The organism is Pseudoclavibacter sp. RFBA6 (assembly GCF_002931575.1).
Lineage (GTDB): Bacteria > Actinomycetota > Actinomycetes > Actinomycetales > Microbacteriaceae > Pseudoclavibacter > Pseudoclavibacter terrae.
This window is the reverse complement of record NZ_PSUA01000005.1, coordinates 168,928-191,924: the sequence shown is the minus strand read 5'-3', so window position 1 is coordinate 191,924 and position 22,997 is coordinate 168,928. Positions and strand designations below refer to the sequence as shown.

The 22,997-nt window shown below is 68.4% G+C and carries 21 protein-coding genes; 4 read left to right on the top strand and 17 right to left on the bottom strand.

All coding sequences use genetic code 11. From position 1 onward, the window contains the following. Positions 1-45 precede the first annotated feature (45 nt). The 3 genes from C5C17_RS03785 to C5C17_RS03775 all read left to right on the top strand — a co-directional run bounded on the left by C5C17_RS03785 (position 46) and on the right by C5C17_RS03775 (position 2,881). Positions 46-1,323, top strand: coding sequence for an ROK family protein (locus C5C17_RS03785; protein ID WP_104252046.1), 1,278 nt, complete (start codon positions 46-48; stop codon positions 1,321-1,323). 143 nt (positions 1,324-1,466) lie between these two features. Then, complete coding sequence (locus C5C17_RS03780; protein ID WP_104252045.1) at positions 1,467-1,868, top strand: hypothetical protein; 402 nt, start codon at positions 1,467-1,469, stop codon at positions 1,866-1,868. Further along, a complete protein-coding gene (locus C5C17_RS03775) occupies positions 1,865-2,881 on the top strand; it encodes a restriction endonuclease subunit R (RefSeq protein WP_104252044.1) in 1,017 nt (338 codons plus the stop codon). Before C5C17_RS03780 ends, C5C17_RS03775 begins: the two co-directional genes overlap by 4 nt. A 277-nt stretch (positions 2,882-3,158) precedes the next feature. Here the strand turns inward: C5C17_RS03775 and C5C17_RS03770 are convergent, their stop codons facing one another. From C5C17_RS03770 to C5C17_RS03710, 13 genes are all read right to left on the bottom strand, one after another. Continuing rightward, positions 3,159-4,169: a sugar phosphate isomerase/epimerase gene (locus C5C17_RS03770; protein ID WP_104252043.1), complete on the bottom strand. Its 1,011-nt coding sequence runs from the start codon at positions 4,167-4,169 to the stop codon at positions 3,159-3,161. A gap of 45 nt (positions 4,170-4,214) precedes the next feature. Beyond that, positions 4,215-5,369, bottom strand: a complete 1,155-nt coding sequence (locus C5C17_RS03765; RefSeq protein WP_104252042.1) for a Gfo/Idh/MocA family protein — start codon at positions 5,367-5,369, stop codon at positions 4,215-4,217. After that, entirely contained in the window at positions 5,366-5,764 is a 399-nt protein-coding gene (locus C5C17_RS03760) for a DUF6379 domain-containing protein (RefSeq protein WP_104252041.1), read from the bottom strand. The genes C5C17_RS03765 and C5C17_RS03760 overlap by 4 nt, the downstream gene beginning before the upstream one ends. Positions 5,765-5,783: 19 nt before the next feature. Then, the gene (locus C5C17_RS03755) at positions 5,784-6,827 is read right to left on the bottom strand and encodes a sugar phosphate isomerase/epimerase (protein WP_104252287.1); all 1,044 of its coding nucleotides are present in this window, start codon (positions 6,825-6,827) and stop codon (positions 5,784-5,786) included. 25 nt (positions 6,828-6,852) lie between these two features. Continuing rightward, a complete protein-coding gene (locus C5C17_RS03750; protein WP_104252040.1) occupies positions 6,853-7,956 on the bottom strand; it encodes a sugar phosphate isomerase/epimerase in 1,104 nt (367 codons plus the stop codon). Next, positions 7,953-8,348 (bottom strand): DUF6379 domain-containing protein, encoded by a 396-nt coding sequence (locus C5C17_RS03745; RefSeq protein ID WP_104252039.1) that lies wholly within the window; start codon positions 8,346-8,348, stop codon positions 7,953-7,955. Before C5C17_RS03745 ends, C5C17_RS03750 begins: the two co-directional genes overlap by 4 nt. A gap of 30 nt (positions 8,349-8,378) precedes the next feature. Next, positions 8,379-9,965, bottom strand: a complete 1,587-nt coding sequence (locus C5C17_RS03740; protein WP_104252038.1) for a GMC oxidoreductase — start codon at positions 9,963-9,965, stop codon at positions 8,379-8,381. Then, positions 9,962-10,756, bottom strand: a complete 795-nt coding sequence (locus tag C5C17_RS03735; RefSeq protein WP_104252037.1) for a TIM barrel protein — start codon at positions 10,754-10,756, stop codon at positions 9,962-9,964. Before C5C17_RS03735 ends, C5C17_RS03740 begins: the two co-directional genes overlap by 4 nt. A gap of 44 nt (positions 10,757-10,800) precedes the next feature. Further along, complete coding sequence (locus C5C17_RS03730) at positions 10,801-12,102, bottom strand: DUF6379 domain-containing protein (protein WP_104252036.1); 1,302 nt, start codon at positions 12,100-12,102, stop codon at positions 10,801-10,803. 194 nt (positions 12,103-12,296) lie between these two features. Further along, positions 12,297-13,799 (bottom strand): DUF6379 domain-containing protein, encoded by a 1,503-nt coding sequence (locus C5C17_RS03725; RefSeq protein WP_104252035.1) that lies wholly within the window; start codon positions 13,797-13,799, stop codon positions 12,297-12,299. 15 nt (positions 13,800-13,814) lie between these two features. Further along, on the bottom strand, positions 13,815-14,651 hold the full coding sequence (locus tag C5C17_RS03720) for a carbohydrate ABC transporter permease (RefSeq protein WP_104252034.1): 837 nt from the start codon (positions 14,649-14,651) through the stop codon (positions 13,815-13,817). A gap of 1 nt (position 14,652) precedes the next feature. Beyond that, positions 14,653-15,627: a carbohydrate ABC transporter permease gene (locus C5C17_RS03715; RefSeq protein WP_104252033.1), complete on the bottom strand. Its 975-nt coding sequence runs from the start codon at positions 15,625-15,627 to the stop codon at positions 14,653-14,655. Positions 15,628-15,680: 53 nt separating this feature from the next. Then, the gene (locus C5C17_RS03710; protein WP_104252032.1) at positions 15,681-16,970 is read right to left on the bottom strand and encodes an ABC transporter substrate-binding protein; all 1,290 of its coding nucleotides are present in this window, start codon (positions 16,968-16,970) and stop codon (positions 15,681-15,683) included. A gap of 193 nt (positions 16,971-17,163) precedes the next feature. On the opposite strand from C5C17_RS03710, the gene C5C17_RS03705 reads away from it, so the two are divergent. Further along, entirely contained in the window at positions 17,164-18,108 is a 945-nt protein-coding gene (locus C5C17_RS03705) for a LysR family transcriptional regulator (RefSeq protein ID WP_104252031.1), read from the top strand. Between the two features lie 427 nt (positions 18,109-18,535). Here the strand turns inward: C5C17_RS03705 and C5C17_RS03700 are convergent, their stop codons facing one another. From C5C17_RS03700 to C5C17_RS03685, 4 genes are read right to left on the bottom strand one after another with little or no spacing between them, the layout of a single operon-like run. Then, positions 18,536-19,753: an acetyl-CoA C-acetyltransferase gene (locus tag C5C17_RS03700; RefSeq protein ID WP_104252030.1), complete on the bottom strand. Its 1,218-nt coding sequence runs from the start codon at positions 19,751-19,753 to the stop codon at positions 18,536-18,538. Continuing rightward, positions 19,750-20,772, bottom strand: a complete 1,023-nt coding sequence (locus C5C17_RS03695; protein ID WP_258065886.1) for a fumarylacetoacetate hydrolase family protein — start codon at positions 20,770-20,772, stop codon at positions 19,750-19,752. Before C5C17_RS03695 ends, C5C17_RS03700 begins: the two co-directional genes overlap by 4 nt. Next, positions 20,769-21,848: an amidohydrolase family protein gene (locus C5C17_RS03690; protein ID WP_104252028.1), complete on the bottom strand. Its 1,080-nt coding sequence runs from the start codon at positions 21,846-21,848 to the stop codon at positions 20,769-20,771. Before C5C17_RS03690 ends, C5C17_RS03695 begins: the two co-directional genes overlap by 4 nt. Further along, positions 21,845-22,978: an FAD-dependent monooxygenase gene (locus C5C17_RS03685; RefSeq protein ID WP_104252027.1), complete on the bottom strand. Its 1,134-nt coding sequence runs from the start codon at positions 22,976-22,978 to the stop codon at positions 21,845-21,847. The genes C5C17_RS03690 and C5C17_RS03685 overlap by 4 nt, the downstream gene beginning before the upstream one ends. Between the last annotated feature and the right edge of the window lie 19 nt (positions 22,979-22,997).

The window sequence follows — 22,997 nt, the reverse complement described above, 5'->3', positions numbered from 1 at the left end:
GCATTCCCTGCGACGCAAGGTCGACATATTGGGTACAGTTCGGCCATGAGAGAGTCAACGCTGCGCTTCGGTGCTCAAACCGACGAAGTCACGAGCCTCCTCCGCGTCGTCAACCTCGTGCGAATGGGCGAGGCCCAGACCCGCCCGCAGATCGGCACGGTCACGGGCCTCGGCCGCGGGGTCGTCACCCAGCGAGTCGAACAGGCCATCAGCATGGGCTTCCTCGAAGAGGGCGACGTCGGCCCCTCATCCGGTGGCCGCGCGCCACGTACGCTGCGTTTCCGAGGCGAGAGCGGCCTCATCGTGGTCTGCGCGCTCGGCGCGCTGCACATCCACGTCGGCCTGGCACAGCTCGAAGGCGACGTGATCGCCCAGGCCCACCTCGACTGGGAGATCTCGAGCGGACCGGCCGCGACACTGGACGCCGCCCTCGAGCTCGTCGAGGAGCTCCTCGCCGCGGACGCGAAGAGCCGGGGCAGCGAGCTTCCCGTCTGGGGAATCGCCGTCGGCGTTCCAGGGCCCGTCGACTTCGACTCCGGCCGCCCCGTGGCCCCGCCTATCATGCCGGGCTGGAACGGCTTCGACATCCGCCGCCGTTTCGAGCAGCGCTTCGACGCGCCCGTCTGGGTCGACAACGACGCGAACCTCCTCGCGCTCAACGAGCGCACGAATCGTCAGGTGCCGTCGGTCGACCTCATCTACGTCAAGGTCGGCTCGGGCATCGGAGCAGGCCTCGTCTCACGGGGGCGCATCCACCGCGGCGCGAACGGCGCGGCGGGGGACATCGGCCACGTGAAGGTGTTCGGCTCGACCTCGCAGTGCCGGTGCGGCAAGATCGGCTGCCTCGAAGCCGAGGCAGGCGGCTGGGCGCTTGTCCGCGACGCCCAGCTCGCGATCGATGCAGGGGACGACGGACTCCTCGCGCGGCGCGCCCGTGCGGGGGAAGAGCTCAACCCCGAGCTGATCGCGATGTGCGCGGAGGACGGCGACGCCCTCGCCATCCAGCTCGCGCAGCGCTCGGCGAAGATCATCGGCGAATCGATCTCAGCCCTCGTCAACATGTTCAACCCGAAGGTCATCGTGGTCGGCGGTGCCCTCGCCTCCGCCGGCGAGATCTTCCTCGCCGAGGTCAGGCAGCGCGTCTACGAGCACTCACTCCCCCTCGCCACGCGCGACCTCAACATCGTCGTCTCCGCCAACGACGTGCGAGAACCCCTGCGTGGCGGGGCGGCGATGGTGCGCGAGCAGCTCTTCGAGGAGACGTTCACCCGCTGGTTCGCGGATGGACGCCCCACGATCGCAGGGCTCGCGCTCGGGCGCTGATCCACGCAGCGCCACCAGCATCCACTTCTTCCGATTTTCGACATAAGCAGGTAGGTTCACTCCTAAAGCCGAAGATGGCCGTCACAAAGGAGTGTCATGCCCACCAACGCCACGCGCATCCGCGCACCCCGGGGAGCACGTTCGTGAGCCTCGCGATCCTGCTCGACGACGCACTGCGCAGCGAAGACACAGGCTTCTCCCTCCGCGTCTCACTCCCCTGGATCCGCTCCCTGCCGCTCGCGAGCCTCCACGACCTCCGCGTGACGATCGACGGAGACACCGTGCCGCTTCCCGAGCTCGCACCCAGCCCGACGTGGTGGTTCGTGCAGGACAGGATCGTCGTGCGATCCGACGTGCCCCTCGACCCCGGCACGCATGAAGTGCTCGTCGCCTTCAAGCTGCTCATCCCCAACATGGGCGCGGGCCCAGGCCAGCCGCTCATCCTCCCGTTCGCGGCCGCCCGCAGGCTCGAGTTGGACGCACCGCTCACGGCCCCGCGCGCATCCCGTGACGTGGCACTCGACCCCGTCGGGAGCCAAGTGTGAACGCGCAGCTGCCCGGCGGATGGACGCTCGCCGCATCCGCCTTCAACTGGTCGCCGGAGCTCATGGTCGCCGACCGCACCTCCCCCGAGATCGCAGCCTCGATCGGCGCATCAGGCGTAGCGAGCATCATCGAGCTGGAAGCCGCGCAGACCTGGCGCACATTCCCGAGCCCGGCGGACGCCGAGACGGCCAGCATCCGCGAGACCCTCGACGCCACGGGAACCTCCGTGAGCATCGTCGGGGCGAGCCTCGACGACTGGCTGACGGCGACAACGCGTCGCTCGGAGGACGAGCGCTACGAGTTCCTCCTCCCCCAGCTGCGCGGTGCCCAACGACTGGGCGCCGAGGGCATCCGCCTGCCGATCGGCCAGGCCGGCCCCGCACTGCTCGAACGGCTCCTCCCCGACCTGCACGAGCACGGCCTCACACTCTACGAGGAGCTCCAGGGCCAGCAGTCGCCCGATAAGCCACAGCATGCGGCCGCCGTCGAAACGGTCGCCGCGATCGACGACCCCCGCATCCGCCTGCTCGTCGACATCAGCATGCTCATGCCGTCGCTGCCGCCGAGCTACCTCGCGAAGCTACGGGCCGGTGGGGTCGACCCGGCACTCGTCGATGCGCTCGAAGGCGACTGGCGGAACCCGGCCACGCTCGCCACCGTCCAGGGCGAGCTCCGCGACGGCACCGTGCCGCCGCCGGTGCACACCATGTTCATGAACCTCGTCATCCGGTTCGGGCGGTCGGATGCACGTGAGCTGCGCGACATCCTGCCCCTCGCGAGCGGCGTGCACCTGAAGTTCTGGGACCTCGACGACAGCGACGGCCGCATCTCGAACCCCATCCGAGAGATCTCGAGTGAGCTCGCCGCCGTCGGCTTCACGGGCACGCTCTGCAGCGAGTGGGGCGGCCACGAGTGGATCGACACGCTCACGCCGGAGCAGGCAACCCGCGCCCACCTGGCGCTCGCACGCGAGGCCATCGCAGACGGCGTATCCACCGCCGCCACCCGGTGACGCGCTGCCTGCACCGTCCCACTCGTTCCAACTCCCGCCAGCTCCACACCCACCACATCAAACACACGAGAGATGTAGGTTCCTGACGCCAGGAACCTACATCTCTGGTGTGGCTGCGGCCGGGTCAGCAGGGCGGGCGGTTCGCCGACAGGTCGCGGATGCGCGTCGCCCGACACACGAGAAACGCACGTTCCCGACGTCTGGAACGTGCGTTTCTCGTGCGGATGCCGCGGCTTCAGCGAGAGGTGAGGCCTGCTCGGTGCGCGAGGCCCGCCCGCTAGTCCTGCTTCGTGGAGAAGGCCGAGTCGAACGCCGCCTCGGACGGGCGGTACGTGGAGAGCTTGCGCACGAACCCCAACGCTTCCGGCGCGCCGACAAGGCGGTCCATGCCCGCGTCCTCCCACTCCACCGACAACGGACCCTCGTAGCCGATCGCGTTCAGCATGCGGAAGCAGTCCTCCCACGGCACATCCCCGTGCCCGGTCGAGATGAAGTCCCAGCCCCGCCGCGGATCCGCCCACGGCAGATGCGACGACAAGCGACCATTCCGACCATTCGACAGGCGCTTCTTCGTGTCCTTGCAATGCACATGGAAGATGCGGTCCTGGAAGTCCCACAGGAACCCCACCGGGTCGATGTCCTGCCACACCATGTGCGACGGATCCCACTTCAACCCGAACGACTCCCGATGCCCGATCGCCTCCAGCGCGCGCTTCGTGGTCCAGTAGTCGTACGCGATCTCCGACGGGTGCACCTCGTGCGCGAACCGCACCCCGACCTCCTCGAACACGTCCAGGATCGGGTTCCACCGGTCCGCGAAATCCTGATAGCCCGCATCCACCATCGCCTCCGTGGCGGGCGGGAACATCGCCACGTACTTCCAGATCGACGACCCAGTGAAGCCGGTCACCGTCTTCACGCCCAACGCTGCCGCCAACCGGGCCGTGTTCTTCAGCTCTTCCGCGGCCCGCTGCCGCACGCCCTCGGGCTCGCCGTCGCCCCAGACCCGGTCGGAGACGATGTCGCGGTGCCGCTGATCGATCGGGTCGTCGCACACCACCTGCCCCTTCAAATGGTTCGAGATCGTCCACACCTTCAGACCATTGCGCTCCAGGATGTCGAGACGCCCCTGGACGTACTCGGCGTCATCCCACCGCCACGGATCCAGGTGATCACCCCAGCAGGCGATCTCCAGACCGTCATACCCCCACTCCCCCGCAAGACGAGCAACCTCCTCGAACGGCAGATCGGCCCACTGACCGGTGAACAACGTGACAGGACGAGACATGCTTCTCCTCTTAACTAACGTTCTCGAATGCTGAAGCCGCGCTGCTCAGACAGCGACGGCAGACCGGGTCTCGACCCACGCGCTCTCGGCGGCCGAGCTGCGCTCGACGGCGTCGAGCACTCGCTGCACGCTGAGCCCCTCTTCGAAGCTCGAGTGCAGCGGGGCGCCGTCGGCGATGGCGCCCACGAGGTCGACGACCTGGTGCGTGAAGCCGTGCTCGTAGCCGAGCATGTGGCCGGCCGGCCACCACGCCGAGACGTAGGGATGGACTGGCTCGGTCACGAGGACCTGCGCGAACCCCTGCGCCCGGCTGTCGACTGTGCGGTCGTAGTACTGCAGCGAGTTCAGGTCCTCGAAGTTCCACGCGAGGGCGCCGAACTCGCCGGAGACCTCGATGGCGAGGGCGTTCTTGCGGCCCGTCGCGAAGCGGCTCGCGTCGAAGGAGGCGAGCGCGCCGCCCGAGAGCCGTCCGGTGAAGATCGCGATGTCGTCGACCGTCACCGACCCGGTGCCCGAGCCGTCGGCGAGCGGCCGCTCGTTGATGATCGTGTCGATCGTGCCGGAGACCCGCTCGACGTTCTGCCCCGTGACGAACTGCGTGAGGTCGATGGCGTGCGCCCCGATGTCGCCGAGCGCACCCGAGCCCGCGAGCTCTTTCTGCAGCCGCCACGACAGCGGCGCATCCGGGTCGACGAGCCAGTCCTGCTGGTAGGAGGCGCGCACCCGGTGGATGCGACCGATCTTGCCCTCCGCGATCAGGTCGCGTAGGAGGGTCACGGCCGGCACGCGACGGTAGGTGAACCCGACCATCGACTTCACGCCGCGCTCAGCTGCGCGAGCAGCCGCATCCGCCATCGCCTCACCCTCGGCGACCGTGTTGGAGAGCGGCTTCTCGACGATGACGTGCTTGCCCGCCTCGAGCGCCGCGATGGCGATCTCAGCGTGCGAGTCACCTGGCGTGACGATGTCGACGATGTCAATGTCGTCGCGCACGATGACCTCACGCCAGTCGGTGGCCGACTCCTGCCAGCCCCACTGCTTCGCGGCATCCGCGACGGCCTTGCCGTTGCGCCCGACCACAACCGCCATCTCGACCTCGGCTGGCAGGCCGAAGACGCGAGGCGCCTGCCGCCAGCCGACCGAGTGAGCGGCTCCCATGAAGCCGTAGCCGATCATGGCCACGCGCAACGGCCGGGTCATGCGAGCACTACCTCACGCTCGACAGGGACGCGGTTGGTGACGTAGCGGCCCGGCGCGATCTGCATGTAGAGGAGACGCATCGTGAGCACGACCTCGACGGTGAGCTTGTCGCCGGCGGCGGGCACCTCATCCAGTTGGATGACGATGTCGGGCCGGTCGGAGAGGAACCAGAGCGTCTCGGACTGCTCAGGCAGCTCATCGATCGTGTACGAGCGGCCCTGCAGCTCGAAGCGCAGCTTGTCCTTCGGGATGGCGACGCCGTTGACGTTGACCTCGACATTGTCGACGGCCGACAGCCAGAGGCTGCGGTACCAGGGGATCTGCACGGAGACGCTGATGCCGTCCTCTCGGCGCGTGACATCCTTCTCGGCGAAGAGTGAATTGTGTGTTGCCATGTTGTTCTCGTCCCTTGACTCAGGCGACCGTGAGGCTGTTCGCCTCGGCCGCGGTCTCTTCGATGGCACGGCGCATGAGCGCGTGCTGCTGGCGCACCTGCTCGACCGGGTCGCTCTCGCCGAGGTCGGCGAACGCGTGGCCCTCCCACTCGCTGGAGAGGTAGCCCTGGTAGCCGCCCTTCACGAACTGGCGCACGATGCGCGCCGTGTCCATGGCCGGCTCCTCGCCGTGTTCGTCGATGTCGTAGAACTTCGCGTGCACGTGGAACATCTGCGGCATGATGTCGAGCCATTCCTCCGGCTCGACGAGACCGTGCATGTTGAAGGCCAGGCGCGTGAACGGGCCGAGGCGGGCGAAGTCAAACTTCTCCTCCGTGAGGAAGTCCTCGAAGGCCTGGTTGCGCACGTGCATCGGCTGCGGGCGACGCCAGATCTCGTCCATGACGGGGAAGTACTCCTCCGGCATGCCCATGCTGCTGAGCGTGCGCAGCAGGCGCGGCGAGAGGCTGTGCATCGTCGAGCTGAAGTCGGCCGTGAAGCCGAGGCGCTCGCTGCCGAGCTCCTCGTACATCTCGCGGATCGCGTGGATCTGCGGGGCATTCGGGCCGGAGGGGGCGTGGATCTCATAGCCGAGACGCTGGTCGTACTTCTCGGCGAGCGGTAGGAGGCGCGCGAGCAGCTCCTTGCCGGCCGAGCGGATGACGACGGTGCGGAAGCCGAAGTCGTTGGCCGTCGCCAGCTGGCGTGCGAAGAACTCGTACTCCTCATCCGGCGTCATATCGCGGTCCTTGCGGCGCCCCATGTCGAGGTTCGTGCCGACGGCGCTGGGCTCGAGCCCATCGCGCTCGAGGGTGTCACGCCAGAACTTCACGAACTCCTTGTCGGTGTCCGGGTAGGTGCGCAGCAGCTGCGCGATGTTGAACTCGACGCCGGTGCCGAGGCCTTCCTTATGCACCGCCTCGACGAGGGTCTCCGGCGTGTAGAGGCCGGCCGCGAACTCCGAGGTCAGCGAGTAGAGGGTGATGCCGAGCTTGATGCCCGTTCCTGCGATTCCGTCTGTCATGGTGTTCTCCTTCTGGTCCCGGCGCTCAGCCGCGTACGGGCAGTGCATGGTGGGCGGCGAGGATGCGGCGCGCCTCGGCTGGGTCGGTGATCATGCGCGAGCCCGCATCCGCTGCCGCGGAGCGCTGCACGGCGTGCTCGGCGCGGATGATGTCGAACGGGCTCTGCCAGTGGTTCCAGTGCCAGCCCTCGTATTCGCTCGAGACGGCGCCCGAGTAGCCCTGCTCGACGAGCAGCGCGATGAGCTCGCGCACGGGAACCGAGGGCTCCTCGCCGTGCTCGTCGATGCCGAAGAACTTGCCGTGCACGTGCTTGACCCACGGCATGATCTCGAGCCAGTCCTCGACGCGGGCCGGGCCGAAGAGGCCGGTGCCGTTGATGGCGAAGTCGATGCCGAAGTCCGGTCGGCCGTGCTTGGCGGCGAGGCCGATGAACGAGCCGAAGCGCTTGCCGTGCACGCCCTGGTCGGCGGGCGGGCCCTCTGCGTAGTAGCCGTCCCACAGCTCGACGAGCTCGGCGAGCAGCTCCTCGGACGCGCCGCGGCGGCGGTAGGCCTCGACGGCCGATGGGGCGAACGCCTTGGTGGTGGCGCCCCAGTCGGCGGTGAAGCCGAGGAACGGGGAGCCGACCTGCTCGAAGCGGTCGCGCAGCGCGAGGATGCGCGGGTGCGAGGCGTACTGGTCGGCGTGCACCTCGAGCGCGAGGGTCACGCCGTGCTTCTCGGCGATCGGCGCGAGCAGCTCCATCGAGTCCGGGGTGATCGAGATCTGCACGCGGGCGACGGGGAAGCCGAGCTTGGCGGCCGCCTCGATCTGCCGCGTCATGTACTCGACGAGCTCGTCCTGCGAGAGCAGGCGGTCGCGGTGGATGCCGATGTCGGCGTTGACCGCGAGCGAGGTGCGGACGAGGTCGAGCTCCTCGACGAGGTCGGAGAACCAGCCGGCGAACTCGTCGGTGATGTTCGGGAAGCCGCGGATGCTCGAGAAGCCGATGAGCTCGAGGCCGGGCCCGAAGCCCTCGGCCGCGACCTTGCGGATGAGTCCTTCGAGGTCGTACTCGCGACCGTGGAACGCGCGGGTGAAGCTGTAGAGGGTGACCCCCTGGATGGGGGTGCCGAGCTCGCCAGTCATGCGGAGACCGCCTTCATCGTCTTGGAGTTGTGTTCTTCGATGCGGAGCACCCCGTGGTCGGTCACGATGTACGGGATGTAGAGCTTCAGGTCGACGTCGACCTGGTGGTCTCCGTCACCCGCGGCGATGGGGATGTCGCCTTCGACGACGACCGAGTCGGTCGGGAACCACCACTCGGTTGTGTCGCCCGCGAGCTGATCCGGTGCGTAGGTCTTGCCGTTCATGGTCCAGCGCAGCGTCTCGAGCGGGGCGGCGATGCCGTCGACCGAGAGGCCGAACTCGGAGATGCAGGATGCGGGGAGCGAGCGGTACCAGGGCAGGCGCACCTCGACCGAGGTGCGTGTGCCGTTCGTCTTGAGCGTGTCCTGCTCGATGATCCGATCAGGAATCATGGTGGCCTCCTAGCCAGTTGTCAGTCATGGTCAGTGCTGCGTCGCCTGGGCGGCGACTGCTGGTGCAGCGGTGAGCTTCGCCGCGACGTCGCGGGCGCCCTTCACCGCGAGCGCGACGCCCGTGAGCGTCGGGTTGCAAGCGGTCGAGGTGGGAATGACGCCGTTGCCGGCGACGTAGAGCCCCGGCAAGCCCCACACCTCGCTCGTCGGAGAGCAGACGCTCTCGCCGTCGTCGGTCTCGCCCATGCGGGTGGTGCCCTGGTAGTGCAGGGAAGCGCCGAACGGCAGGCGGATGACCCGCTCGTCGAGCGGCTCGCCGACCGCGTCGCCGAGCGTGCGCAGCTCGGCCTCGGCCGCATCCATCACCGCTCGGTCCCTGTCGGTGGCCGTGTAGTGGATGCGCACGGCGGGCATCCCGTAGCTGTCGTGGTGGCCGTCGGTGAAGAGGACGCGGTCGTCGCGCTGCAGCTCCTTCGCGCAGAACATGCCGAGCCCGACGATGGAGCCGGGGATGACGGCGTCGTCGACCGCGACGGGCACGGGGGACGCGTCGAGCTGCATGATCTGCCCGTGGAACGGCTTCGCGTCGGTGTAGGGCACCCAGCTGACGCCGCTCGTCTCGCTGATGGCGCCAGCGGCCTTGTCCTTCGCTGCCGTCGCCGACCCTTCCGGGGCTTCGATGCCTGTGATGCGGGCGGCGAAGACCACCTGCGACTGGTCGTTGAGGTAGCGGCCGAGCGCGTCGGGGCGGACCCCGGATGCCCAGAGGACTTGCGGGGTCCGCAGCGCATCCGCCGCGACGACGACCACCCGGGCCGCGACCACGTTGAGCTGCTCTGCGCCGGCCTCGCTGAGGTCGCGCACCTCCACGCCAGCGGCCGCTCCGTCGTCTCCGATGACTGTCCGGGTGACGAGGGACTCGTCGAAGAGCTCGAAGTTGGGGTTCTCGCGCGTCACGTCACCAAGGACGACGTCGGAGCCGGACCAGACGAGGCGTCCGTCCTCGCGGCGGCGCACAGCGAGCGGCATGCGCTGCACGCGGGCGGAGGGTTCACGCCCCTCGTCGACGACCGGCGCGAGCCGATCGCGGATGAGCTGGCTGAAGGGTGCGCCCTCGAACGCGTCGGTGGTCACCCCGAGTAAGCGCTCGGCCTCGCCGAGCAGCTCGTCGAGCTCGCCCGTCGCGTCCAAGAAGCTGATGCGCTCGCTCCCGCCTGGCCGCGGGCAGGCCCCCGTCCAGTGGGCGGACATGCCGCCGACGTTGCTCGACATCGCCGCGACGGGCATCCCGTCTCCGCCGTCGACCGAGAAGTCGTCGTCGGGGAGCAGGTAGGTGCCTGGGCGTGACTGCCGCTTCCCCTGCGCGAGCGCCACGGGGCTGTTCAGCTTGGCCGCGGCCTCGCCCCGCCCCTCGGAGCGCCGCTGGGCAGCGCTCCGCTCCTCGAGGTCCTCGATGTTCTTGACGTGCGCGCCGGGAGGGTTCGAGACGGTCGGCCCGACCTCGAACATCGCGATGCGCAGCTCCGGCGCCGTCTCGCTCAGGATGCGCGCGTAGGTCGCGCCGGCGGGTCCGCTGCCGACGATGGCGACGTCGACGCGCTCCGGGTAGCGGCTCATGCCGACGCCGCGGCTTCCTTCACGAAGGCGACCGACGCCGCGGACTCCGTGGTCGGGTAGTACTCGAGGCCGATCGGCCCGTCGTAGCCGGATGCGCGCAGCACGGAGAACTTCTCCGCCCAGTCGAGCGACCCGCTGCCGGGCTCGCCTCGGCCCGGTGCATCTGCAAGCTGCACGTACTTGACGATGTCACCGGCGTTGGCGAGCTCGGCGGCCATGTCCTCCCCCTCGACGGCGGAGTGGTAGATGTCGTAGAGCACGCCGAAGTTGGGCGAGTTCACGCCGCGGGCGACGTAGACGGCCTCGGAGGTGCGGTCGAGGAGCGAGCCGGGGTGGTCGACGCGCACGTTGACCGGCTCGAGCACGAGGGTGATGCCGGAGCCGTCGATCTGGGCGATGGCCTTCTCGTAGATCGCGATGAGCTCGTCGAGCTGCGTCTGGCGCTTCGAGCCGCCGAAGCCCGTTCCGCTGCCGACGACGAGGCGCGGGCAGCCGAGCTCCTGGGCGATGGCGACGCCCTCATCGAGGCACTGGTAGAAGAAGGAGTGGTCCTTGGGCGGGATCATGAACTGCGTGCGCGGTTCGGCGAGCTGCGCGGTGAGCTGCGTGCCGGTCTCCTGCAGGGCCGCCTTGAGAGCGGGGAGGTCCTTGGGCTTCGCGGGCGCATCCTTGCCCGTCGGCCCCCACATCTCGACGGCGTCGAAGCCGGCGGCCGCGGCGGCGCGGACGCGGTCGTGGTAGTCGCCTGCCTCGGTGAAGAGGAGTTCGATGTTCGGTGCGAGCTGGTACATGTGTGAGTCCTTTGGAGAGGTTCGAAGTGTGGGAAGCCGTGTGCTCAGAGGCGGTCGGTGAGCTGGCGGATGAGGGAGTGCTGGCGGCGGACCTGCTCGATGGAGCGCCACGGTTCGCGCTCGCCCTCGTATTCGCTCGAGAGGTAGCCCGTGTAGCCGGCATCCTTGAGGGCCTTGAGCACGGGCTCCCAGGGGATCTGCTGGTCTTCGAGGTGCTCGTCGATGTCGTGGAACTTGGCCTGGATGAACACGACGTGCTCGATGATGTCGGCGATGTCGGCGGGGTCGACGCCGATGCCGTCGAGGAAGTCGGGGCGCTTGCCTGGCAGCTCGCCCGGGCGCAGCGGGATCGGCCGGTCCTGGAAGATGCCGGTGTCGAGGAGCAGCCCGAAGTGCTTCGTGCCGGTGCGCTTGATGAGCGCGATGTAGTCGTCGACGACCTCGTGCTTGATGGGCGTCGGCGAGTGGATCTCCGGGCAGATGATGACGTCGAGCTCTGCGGCGAGCGGGAGGCTCAGCTCGACCGCTTCCGTCCAGCTGTGGTGGGGCACGAGGTCGCTTGTGACGACGCCGATCTTCGGGCGCACGAACCTGAAGCCGAGGCGCTTGGCGAGGCGCAGGTCGCGCTGGAGGATCTCCGCACCCTCGGCCGCTGTGAGGTCGCGGGCCTGCGGTCCGCTCGAGTGCAGCCGCGTGTCGATCCAGGAGCCGTAGTTGGTGGGCTCGAGCGCGTACTTGTCGAGCAGCGCGAACCACTCATCGACCCACTCGTCGCTCGGGTTCGGGTAGTTCGGGATGTGCCCCTCGCCGAGGATCTCGACGCCGGTCGCGCCGAGGTCGGCGATCGTGCGCAGTGACGTCTCGAGGTCCATGACCGTGCCGTAGTCGCCCATGTAGCTGTAGAGGGAGACACCGTACTTGAACTGCGCGCCTGCTGCCTCCGGGGTGAGGGTGACGTGCTTCGTCACCTGGTAGCGGCTCGGCTGGTGCTCGAGCGGGATGTACGACATGCGCAGGCGCAGGTCGACCGAGAGCTCGTGCACGCCGTCCGGCAGGCCGCCCTCGAGCGGAACGGTGATGGTGGCGGGCTCGTCGAGCTGCCAGCGCGCATCCTTCGACACCCACAGCTCCTCGAGCGTGTACGTGTTCCCCTGGAGTGTCCAGAGCGGGATGGTCGGTTCGACGTCGACGACGCCGGGGACCTGTACGCCCACTCCGTCGATGAGGGACGCGGCCATGCCGCGGTACGACGGCATGCGCAGCTGGAACTGGAATCCGGTGACCTTGTCGCCCTCGCGCACGTTGCGGAAGCCGACGGACTGGATGAGGTCTCTCTCGAGAAGCATCGTTGCTCACTCTCTGTGTCTGTGCGTCCACTCTACGCACTTATGTCGGTTTCAGTCATAAGAAAGACTGATGCGCACCTTAGGTGCTGCGGATGCGGTCGGAGCGCAGAGCGAACGGGTAGAAAAACACGAAGAAAGCATGCTCATTGAAGGACGAGCATGCTTTCTTCGTATGTTTGCGTCGGTTGAACGCGTCAGGCGAGCGCCTGTACCTCGCGCATGCTGCGGCGGATGAGGGCGTGCTGGCGCTGCACGAGCACCAACGGGTCGACCTCGCCGAGGTCCGCGAACGCGTGGCCCTCCCACTCGCTCGACATGTAGCCCGAGAATCCTCCACGCACGAACTCCTCGGTGATCGCGCGGTAGTCGATGGCGGGCTCGTCGCCGTTCTCGTCGATGTCGTAGAACTTGGCGTGCACGTGCAGGATCTGCGGCATGATGTCCGCCCACTCGCGCACATCCACTCGCCCCTGCATGTTGAACGACAGGTGTGCGAGCGAGCCGAGAATGCCAGGGTTGATGCCGCGGCCCTCGAGATACGCGATGAACGCCTGCTGGCGCTCCCGCATGGGCACGTCGGTGCGCCAGATCTCCTGCAGCTTCGAGGTCGCGGCGTCGTCAAGGCCACGCTTCTTGACGGAACGCAGCAGCGTCGGCGCCATGCTGTGCATGGTCGACGAGAAGTCGGCGACGAAGCCGAGCAGCGGGGAGTCGAACTCCTCGAAGACCTCGCGCACCTTCACGATCGGCTCGGCGTTCGGCCCGAGCGGTGCGTGGATCTCGTAGCCGAGCTTGAGGTCCAGCCGCTCGGCGATGGGCAGGATGCGTCGCAGCAGCTCCGGCTTCGCGCTCTGGATGCGCACGAGCGGGAAGTCGAGCTTCTTCGCCGACTGCAGCAGCGTCTCGGTGAACTCGAACTCCTCGTCGAGGCTCATGTCGCGGGAGCGGTTGCGACCCATGTCGAGGTTCGCGCCGAAGGAGCTGGCGTCGAAGCCGTACTTGTCGAACGCGCTGCGCCACTTCGTGACGAACTCATCGGAGACGTGCGGGTAGGTGGGCACCATCTGCGAGGCGACGATCTCGATGCCGGGGCCGACGCCCAGCTCGGCGACCCGTGCCAGGAGGGAGTCGAAGTCGTACCAGCCGGCCGCGAACTCGGCAGTGGCCGAGTAGAGGGTGAGGCCGAGCTTGAACGGGTCGCTTTCGCGCGGCTCGGCGAACTCGCCGAGCGCATCCGCTGCCGATGCCTCGAAGTACGGCGTCGTTACGGCCTCGGCGGCCTCGCTGGCCACGAGCGTGCGGGTGACGTCGACGTGGTTCGGCACGTAGAGGCCGGGCTCGGTCTCGCTGCCCGGCTTGATCTGCATGTACGGCAGGCGCAGGTCGGCGACGAGGTGGATGCTGTGCTCGCTGCCGTCGGCGATCGGCTCCTCGAGCTCGACGACGAGGCGCGGGCGGTCCTGCAGGAACCAGAGCACCTCCGACTGCTCGGCGATCTCGTCGAGGCGGTAGCTCGCGCCGCGGTGCTCGAGGCGGAGCTTCGACGCGTCGATGGGGGTGCCGTCGATCTCGAGCGCGAGGCCCGTGACCGAGGAGAGCCAGACGCTGCGGTACCAGGGCAGCTGCAGGCTGAGCGCGGCGCCGTCCGGGTGCGGGAAGAGGCTCTGCTCGCTGAGCAGGGTGTCTTGCGTTGCCATGTGAGGTCTCGATTCCTAGTGCTTGAGTCCGCCGGCGAAGCCCTGCATGAACTGCTTCTGCGCGACGAGGTAGAAGATGAGGATCGGCACCATCGAGATGATGACGATGGAGAAGATCTGGTTCCACTGCGAGACGAGCGCGCCGACGTAGTAGTACATCGCCACGGGCAGCGTCTGGAAGTCGGAGCCGCCGAGGAAGATGAGCGACGTGAAGAAGTCGTTCCACACGATGAGGCCGGCGAGGATCGCGACCGTTCCCGTGGCGGGGGCCATGAGCGGCAGGATGATCTGGAAGAACACCTGGGTCGGGCTCGCCCCGTCGAGGGCCGCCGCCTCCTCATAGTCCGTGCCGAGGCCGCGGAAGAAGTTGGCGTAGAGGAAGATCGCTAGCGGCAGGAGCATGCCGGTGTAGAGCACGATCATGCCCCACAGCGAGCCGGTGAGGCCGAGCGCGCGGGCTCCCATGTAGAGGGGAACGGTGCCGAGCTGCGTCGGCAGGATGATCGCGATGAGGAAGATGTAGTACGACACCTGAGTCCACCGGCGGGTGCTGCGCGTGATGACGTAGCCCGCGAGCGCTCCCAGGATGACCATGCAGAGGATCGTGCCGCCCGTGATGATGATGCTGTTCAGCAGGCCGAGGAGCACGTTCGACTGGCCGGTCGCGGTCATGACGTTGGCGAAGTTCTCGACCGTCCAGGTCGCGGGGAGCTCGGTGGCCGAGGTCGAGAAGACCTCCTGGTCGCTCTTGAACGCCGTGATGACGAGGAAGTAGAACGGCAGCAGGAAGACGATGGCGACGAGCCAGACCGCGACTTCCCTGATCAGCGTGAACTTGGTGTACCTGAACATGTCAGCGTCCCTTCTCGGGGCGTTCGGCCGTGAGCTTCTGCTGGATGACGGCGAAGATGAGGATGATGACGGTGAGGATGAGCGCGAGCGCGGCGCCGTAGCCGAAGTTGCCGAGCGAGAAGGTCTGCTTGTAGACCTCGGTCGCGAGCGTCTCGGTGGCACCCGCCGGCCCACCGCCCGTGAGGGCCATTACCTGGTCGAAGATGCGCAGGCCGTTCACGAGACCGAGCGTCGTCGCGATGGCGACGGCCGAGCGGATGGAGGGCAGCGTGATGTACCAGAAGCGCTGGAAGAGGCTGGCGCCGTCGATCGCGGCCGCCTCTTCGATCTCGACGGGCACGCTGGCGAGGCCTGCGATGTAGATGACCATCGTGAAGCCCGTGTTCTGCCAGACGATGACGATGAGCACCGCCCAGATCGACCAGTTCGGGTCCGCCAGCCAGGCCTTCTGGTACTCGGCGAGGCCGAGCATCCCGAGGAAGGCGTTGAGCGGGCCGTTGAACTCGAAGATGAACTTCCAGATGTAGGCGACGGCGAGGGGGCTCAGCACCACCGGCATGAAGAACAGGGTGCGGAGGATGTAGCGGCTCTTGAGGCCGCGGTTGAGGGCGAGGGCCAGGATCAGACCGGCGACGTTGGTGAGGATGACCGAGCCGAACGCGAGGAACAGGGTGTTCCCGACTGCGCCGATCTTGGTCGGGTCGGCGAAGATGTCGGCGAAGTTGTCGAACCCGACGAACGTGAACGAGCCGATGCCAGACCAGTTCGTGAACGCGAAGAAGCCTCCGGCGGCCGTCGCGGCGTAGTGGATGAACGCCACGAGCACGAGCCCGGGCAGCACCCACCACCAGTGGCCGAATTGGAGAAGAGGACGCCCCTTGCGGGGAAGGGTGGCGTTCTTGCCACCCTTCCCCTCGGGCGACTGGTCTTCAGCAGCAGACTCGGTCTTGCCGTCGCTGTGCAGTGTCGCAGTCATGAACTGGCTCCTTTGCTACGTGTCGATGCGGTGGGGTGTGCGTGACCTGGGGGTCAGCTGTCCCAGGCCGCATCCATCGCCGAGAGGACACTGTCGACCGTGGTCTGACCGGTGAAGAGACCCTGGACGCCCTTCTGCAGTTCGTCGTAGACCGCCTGGTTCGGCCAGAGGCTGTTGGGCAGCGGCGTGTAGGAGCCGTCGGTGAGGACCTGCTCGACGCTCGCGTACGGCGAGCCTTCGAACTCGTAGCTCTCGATGCCGGAGACGGGGAGTGCGCCGGACACGTCCGAGAAGAGCTTCGCGCCCTCGTCGCCCGCGACCCAGTCGAGGAACGCCTGCGCGGCTTCCTGCTTCTCGCTGGCCGCGTTGATGGACAGCGAGTAGTTGGAGCTCGCGAGCACGTACGGCTTGCCGCCGTCAGCCGACGGGAAGGGCTCGATGGAGAAGTCGAGGTCGGGGTTCGCCTCGGCGAGCTCGTTCGCGGAGGATCCGGGGAGGAACCCGCCAAGCGAGGTGCCCTGCGTGATGTTATTGGTGATCACGTCGAAGCCAGCACCCTCGGCACCTGGCTGGAAGCAGCCAGCATCCTTGAGCTCGATGATGGTCTCGAGCGTGTCCTTCCAGCCCTGCGAGTCGGCGAAGGTGACGTCACCGGCGGCGCGCTGCTCGTTCCAGTCCGGCGTCTCCGCGTAGACGCGGGTCGCAGAGATCGACATGGCGGTCATACCCGTGTTGGGGCCGGCGGCACCGGCGATGACGATCATCGACTTGCCCTGGGAGGTCAGGTCTGCGCACTTGCCGAGCAGCTCTGCGGTGTCGGCCGGGTAGCTCGTGACGCCCGCGGCCTCGGCGGAGGCGTTGCTGTAGACGAAACCGGCGACGGTGAAGTCGACGGGCTGCGCGAGCACCTGGTCCTCGTACGTGTAGAGGGCCTCGCTGCCGTCCGGGATGACGCCGGATGCGGTCTCGCCGAGCGGTGCGAGGAAGCCTGCTTCACCGAGGCTGAGAACAGCCTGGCCCTGGCCGGAGCCGGGAGCGGTCTGGATGACATCCGGTGCGTTGCCGGCCTGCAGCTGCGTGCGGAGCGTCTCGCCGTAGCGGTCGTTCGGCTGCGGGTTCAACGTGATCTTCACGTCGGGGTTGGCTTCCATGTAGGCGGTCGCGAGTGCCTCGTACGGGTTCTCGAGGTTGTTCGAGGTCGCGTAGGTGAGGGAGAACTCGGTGGCGCCGCCACCTGCGGTGTCGCCGCCGCCGCTTGCGCAACCGGTGAGAGCGAGGACACCGGCAACCGGGAGGGCGAGTGCTGCGCTGAGGCGCATCCGCTGGTTACGGGAGTGAGACATTGTTTGCCTTTCTTGACAGCGTTGTCGAAGATCCTCCGGCTGTGCCGGAGCGTGGGTTCAGTCTGGCAGGCTTGTGCGCAAAACACACATAAGTAGTTGCGATGCTCCGCATAACTGTCGGCCCGGAACCCGCCGAGCGCATCACCGAGACGGATATGCTGGCGCCACACCCCTGATCCGGAAGCACAACGACGTGACCACAGAAACACCGCTGTCCAGGCTCGACCTGAACTTGCTCGTCTCGCTCGACGCTCTCCTCACCGAGCGGAGCGTCACCCGGGCCGCCGAACGGCTGCACCTCAGCCAGCCCGCGCTCAGCGCATCCCTCGGCAGGCTCCGCACCCACTTCAACGACAAGATCCTCGCCCGCACCGGCAACACGTACGAACTCACACCACTCGCCGTTCGACTCAGCGAACTCACCGCCACCGCCCTCGACTCCGCGCGGCGAGTGTTCGACAGCCAAGCCGAGTGGAACCCGACGCAGTCGACGCGCGAGTTCACGGTGCTCGGCTCCGACTACGGCTTCGCGACCATCGGCGCCGCCGTCTCCAAGCTCGCCGCCGAGACAGCACCCGGCGTCCGGTTCCGGTTCCGGATGCACAACCCCAGCATCGTCGAAGACGCCATCGCGCAGCTCCGCTCCGTCGACGCCATGATGATCCCCCACGGCTTCCTCAGCGACCTCCCCTACAGCGACGTGTTCACCGACGAATGGCGCATCATCTGCACCGACGACAACCCGCACGTCGGCGAGCACATCACGATGGAGAACATCGCCGAGCTGCCCTGGGTGTTCAACTACCTCTCCCGGTCGGCGTTCACCTCCGCGAGCCGGCAGATCCGCGAGCTCGGCATCGAACCCACCGTGGCCGCCGTCGTCGAAGGATTCCACGTGCTCCCCCACTTCGTCCAGGGCACGAACCGGCTCGCGCTCATGCAGAAGCGCCTCACCGACGTGCTCATCCCCCGCGAAGGGTTCCGCGTCCTCGAGACCCCCTTCGACGCGACCCCCATCTCGGCGGCCCTCTGGTGGCATCCCACCCACAACAGCGACCCCGAGCACGCATGGATGCGGCGGCTCTTCGCGCAGGCCGGCGCCGCCATGCAGGCGGACGCCGGGGCCGCGGCCGCGTAGGTCGGCTCGGCCAGGCTGACTGCCGCAGCAGTTTCGAGATGGGTTCCGCGCACGCAGATGGGTTGCAAGCCATCCCCAAGCGAGAAGGCCATCCCGAAAGCCGCTCGGCAGCGACGCGACCCGGCGCACTCACCTGCCAACCTCGGGATGGGTTTCTCACTTCGTTGCGCGAAGTTCGCCAGCACGAAGCGAGAAAGCCATCCCGAGACTCGTCGCGCAGCGCCACCCAGCCGATCCCACCGCACCCCATCCCACCGTTTCGAGATGGGTTCCGCGCACGCAGATGGCTTGCAAGCCATCCCCAAGCGCCAAAGCCATCCCGAAACCGAGGAGGTGGGACCGGTGGTCAACGGTTGCCGATGGAGATCAGCGGTGACCGGATGGCCCAGTCAGCGGGTCAGCGGTCAGCGGGTCAGCGGTCAGCGAATCAGCGGGTGAGGATGAGGGCGTCGCCCTGGCCGCCTCCGCCGCAGAGGGCGACGGCCGCGGTTCCGCCGCCTCGGCGGGCGAGCTCGTGCACGGCGTGCACGACGACGCGGGCACCGGATGCTCCGATCGGGTGACCGAGGGCGATCGCGCCGCCGTGCGGGTTCACGACTTCGTCGGTGACGCCGAGTTCGGCCTGCGACTGCACGACGACGGCGGCGAAGGCCTCGTTGATCTCGACGTGATCGAGCGACGAAGCCGCGATGCCCTGCTTCCCGCAGGCCCGCGCGATCGCTCGTGAGGGCTGCGACTGCAACGATGCGTCTGGTCCGGCCACCTGTCCGCTCGCACCTACCACCGCGAGCACCTCGTAGCCGTGCTGATCGGCGAACGCGCGAGTCGTGAGGACAACCGCGGACGCACCGTCGGAGATGGGCGAGGCGTTGCCTGCCGTGATCGTCCCGTCCGCGGCGAAGGCGGCACGTAGCCCGGCAAGCGATTCGGCGGTCGTGGAGGGGCGGATGCCCTCGTCGCGGGTCACCCGGACGGGGTCTCCGCGACGCGCGGGCACGTCGACGGCGACGATCTCGGCGTCGAAGCGCCCAGCATCCACGGCCGCGGCGGCGCGCTGGTGGGAGCGCGCGGCGACCGCGTCCTGCGCCTCGCGCGTGATGCCGAGGCTCGTGTTGTGCTGCTCGGTGAGGAGGCCCATGCTCTGCCCGGAGGCCGCATCCGTCAGCCCGTCGTGGGCCATATGGTCGAGCGCCTCGACGGAGCCGTACGCCCAGCCCTTGCGGGAGCCTGCGAGCAGGTGCGGTGCCTGGCTCATCGACTCCATGCCGGCCGCGACGACGAGCTGCGCGTCACCGGTCTTCAGTAGCCGGGCAGCGTCGATGACGGCGGTCAGCCCCGAGAGGCAGACCTTGTTGATGGTGGCGACGTGCGCGCAGGCGGGGATGCCCGCGGCGAGCGCCGCCTGGCGTCCGGCGTTCTGGCCAACCCCGGCGGAGAGCACGTGCCCGACGAGGACGGCGTCGACGAGCGACGCGTCGATGCTTCCCTGTGCGAGCGCGCCGCTGATCGCGGCGGTGCCGAGCTGCGGGGCGGTCAGCGTCGAGAGCTGCCCGTTGAGTTTGCCCTGCGGGGTCCGGGCGGCGGCGACGATGACGATGTCGTTCGTGGCCGGAGCTGGGCTCGCGCCGAAGTCTGTGCCGCTCATGCGCTCACGCGTCCTCTCGTTCGTGCCCGCGACGCGGTCCGTGCGCGGGGAACGGGCACGGCGTCGACGGCCGCACCGATGACGTTGCTGATGTCGCCGATGCGTTCGACACGCAGCTCGACGACGTCGCCTTCCGCGAGCGGTGGCGGCGTGAGCGAGCCCGCGCGTCCCCACAGCTCGGCGAGGCATCCGCCGTTGCCAGCGGTGCCGGAACCGAGCACGTCGCCCGCCACGACCCGCGAGTTCCGCGACGCGTAGACCAGGAGCTGCGGGAACGACCAGCCCATGTTGGAGAGCAGATCGCTGCCGATCAGCTCGCCGTTGACGAGCACCTGCAGCTCGAGCTCGAGGAAGCCGTCGGCGTCGTGCGCGTCGGCGAGCTCGTCGGCCGTGACGATCCACGGCCCGAGCGTCGCGGCGAAGTCCTTGCCCTTGCAGGGTCCGAGGCGCACCTTCATCTCACGCGACTGGATGTCACGCGCCGACCAGTCGTTGAAGACGCTGTACCCGAAGATGTGGCCGGCCGCGGCCGCCTCGTCGAGGTTCGCCCCGTCGCTGCCGTCCACCGCGCCGACGATCACGGCGACCTCGAGCTCGAAGTCGAGCCGCTCGGTCACCGGCGGGCGGATGCTCGCCCCGCTGCCCACAAGCGAGTGCGGGTTGGTGAAGTAGAAGGTGGGCGCGTCGTACCACTCGGCGACGACGCCCGAGTCGCCGTCGATCGACTTCACGACGCCCTCGACGTGCTCCTCGAACGCAACGAAGTCGCGCACGCTCGGCGCCTCGATGGGCGCAAGCAGCTCGACGTCGGCGAGCGACGGGGCGAGACCCAGCGACCCGTCCGCCCAGGCGCCCTCGATGAGCGAGGCCGCGATCGCGTTGGCGCGGTCGAGGCCGAGCCTCGTCGCGCCGAGCACGGTCAACCCGTCGGCGAACGCGAGCAGCCGGTCGCCGCCCTCGTGCGCGACGACGACTCCGTCGTGCGTTCGGCCGTCGCGCATCCACCTGGCGTATCTCACCGGGCCGCCTCCACGGTGTTCCAGACGCGGGGCAGCCGCGCGGCGTTGCCGAACAGGATCTGCGCCTCGTCCTCGGCGCCGAGTTCCGCGTCGTGGACACGCTCGACGGGGTTCTCGACGCCCATGTCGAACGGGTAGTCGGAGCCGAGGAGCACCCGGTCGGCGCCGACGGCGGCGACGAGGTTCCGCAGCGCGTCGGGCGTGTGCACGAGCGAGTCGAAGCTCAACTGCCGCAGGTACGTGGACGGCGCGCGCAGGCAGGTGCGCGCCTCGGGCCGCACCTCCCAAGCATGGTCGGAGCGGCCGATGAACGTCGGCAGATAGCCGCCGCCGTGCGCCGCGATGAGCACGAGGTTCGGGAAGCGGTCGAGCACTCCACCGAAGATGAGGTGGGAGATCGCGGCCGCGTTCTCGGCGGGCTGTCCAACCGTGTTGGAGAGGTAGAAACGGTCGAGGCGCTCGTCGAGGCTGCAGCCGAACGGGTGCAGGAACACGATCGCCTCGAGCTCCTCGGCACGGCGCCAGAAGTCGTCGAGCCGCTCGTCGCTGAGCTCCACGTCACCCGCGAATGACGACAGCTCGACCCCGGCCAGGCCGTTGGTCAGCACGGCGTCGTCGAGCAGCTCGACGAGACGGCGCGGATGCTGCAACGGCACGAGCCCGAGCCCGCGCAGCCGTTCGGGCGCACCGGCCACGTGCTCGGCGATGGCCGCGTTCGCCTCCTTCGCCGCCCATACGGCGAGCTCCTCGCCCGCCCACGGGTAGTAGTGGCTGGGCGAGGGCGAGACGAGCTGCACATCCACGCCCTGCGCATCCATCACCGCAAGGCGCTCTTCGAGGGAGATGAGCTTCGGGAAGCGCGACCTGATCATGGCACCGGATGCGGCGAGGCTCTCCGGCCCGTTGCGCTTGGCCTCGAGCTCCCCGGCGGCGGCGAAACCCTCGGGATCGCGGCCCTGCACCGCGCCTTGGAGGGCGGGGAGGAGGAGGTGCGCGTGGACGTCGACGACCTGGCCGGCCGCAGAAGAGCCCCCAGCAGCAACCTCGGTCCCGGTCGCGTCAACTGCCCCGCTCATGCCGGCACCGCCACGAGCTGCGCGACGCCGCCCATGAGGGCGGGCACGTTGCCGTCGCGCTTGCCCTCGAGCTGCCACTGGCCGAGGGTCGTGGACGCCTCGACGACGTGCGATGCGCGGGGGATGCGGCGGGCGTGGAAGTCGTCCCAGAACTGCTGGTCGAGCTGGTCGCTCTCGAGGAGCATCGTGGCGAGCACGAGCCCGTCCTCGGAGGCCTGAGCCGCGCCCTGCGCGATGGTTGGAGGGCAGCTGTGGGCGGCGTCGCCGATGATGACGACCCGGCCGCGGTTCCATGCATCCGGAACGACGTGGGAGGTGAAGAGCGTGTAGTGCACGCGGGCCGACTCGGTGAGCGAGTCGCGGATCTCCTGCCACGGCCCGCCGTAGCTGCCGGCGAGGTCGCGCATGATCTCGACGCTCTCGGCTGGCGTGAGGCCGGTGCGGTCCTGCGCCTTCTCGACGAGGTAGGCGTAGATGCTGTTCTCGCCCGTCGGGCAGTAGCCGGCGATGAAGCAGCGGCCGCCGTAGTAGAGGTCGGTGTGGGTGACCTCGGCGGGGCGCTCGACGAAGGCGCGCCAGATGCCCATGCCCGTGCGCTCGGGCTTGGTCTCGATGCCGATGAGTGAGCGGGTGGGCGAGTTGAGGCCGTCGGCGCCGATGACGAGGTCGACGCGCGAGATGTCGCCCGCATCCGTCGTCAGGGTCACGCCGTCGGCGTCCTGCTCGAGGCCCGTGACGGTCGTGCCGTAGTGGATGCGCGCGCCGACTTCGAGGGCGCGCTCGGCCAGGATCTTGGCCAGGTCTGGACGGTACATGCCGGCCGTCGCGGGGTACTCGGGGCCACCCGTGCGGGTCTCGGTGAGGCTTGCGATGACGGTGCCCGCCGGGTCGGGGGCGCGCATGCTGACCTCGTCGAACGAGTACGACTGCTCCTGGATGCGCTCCCAGATGCCGACCTGGTCGAAGACGCGCAGCGCGTTGCCCTGCAGGGTGATGCCGGAGCCGAGGGCCGTGACCTCGGGCTTCGCCTCGTAGACGTCGACCTCGACGCCGCCGTCGGCGAGGATGATCGCTGAGACCATGCCCGCGACTCCGCCTCCGACGATGGCGACCTTGGAAACTGCACTCATGATGGTCCTGCTTTCTGCG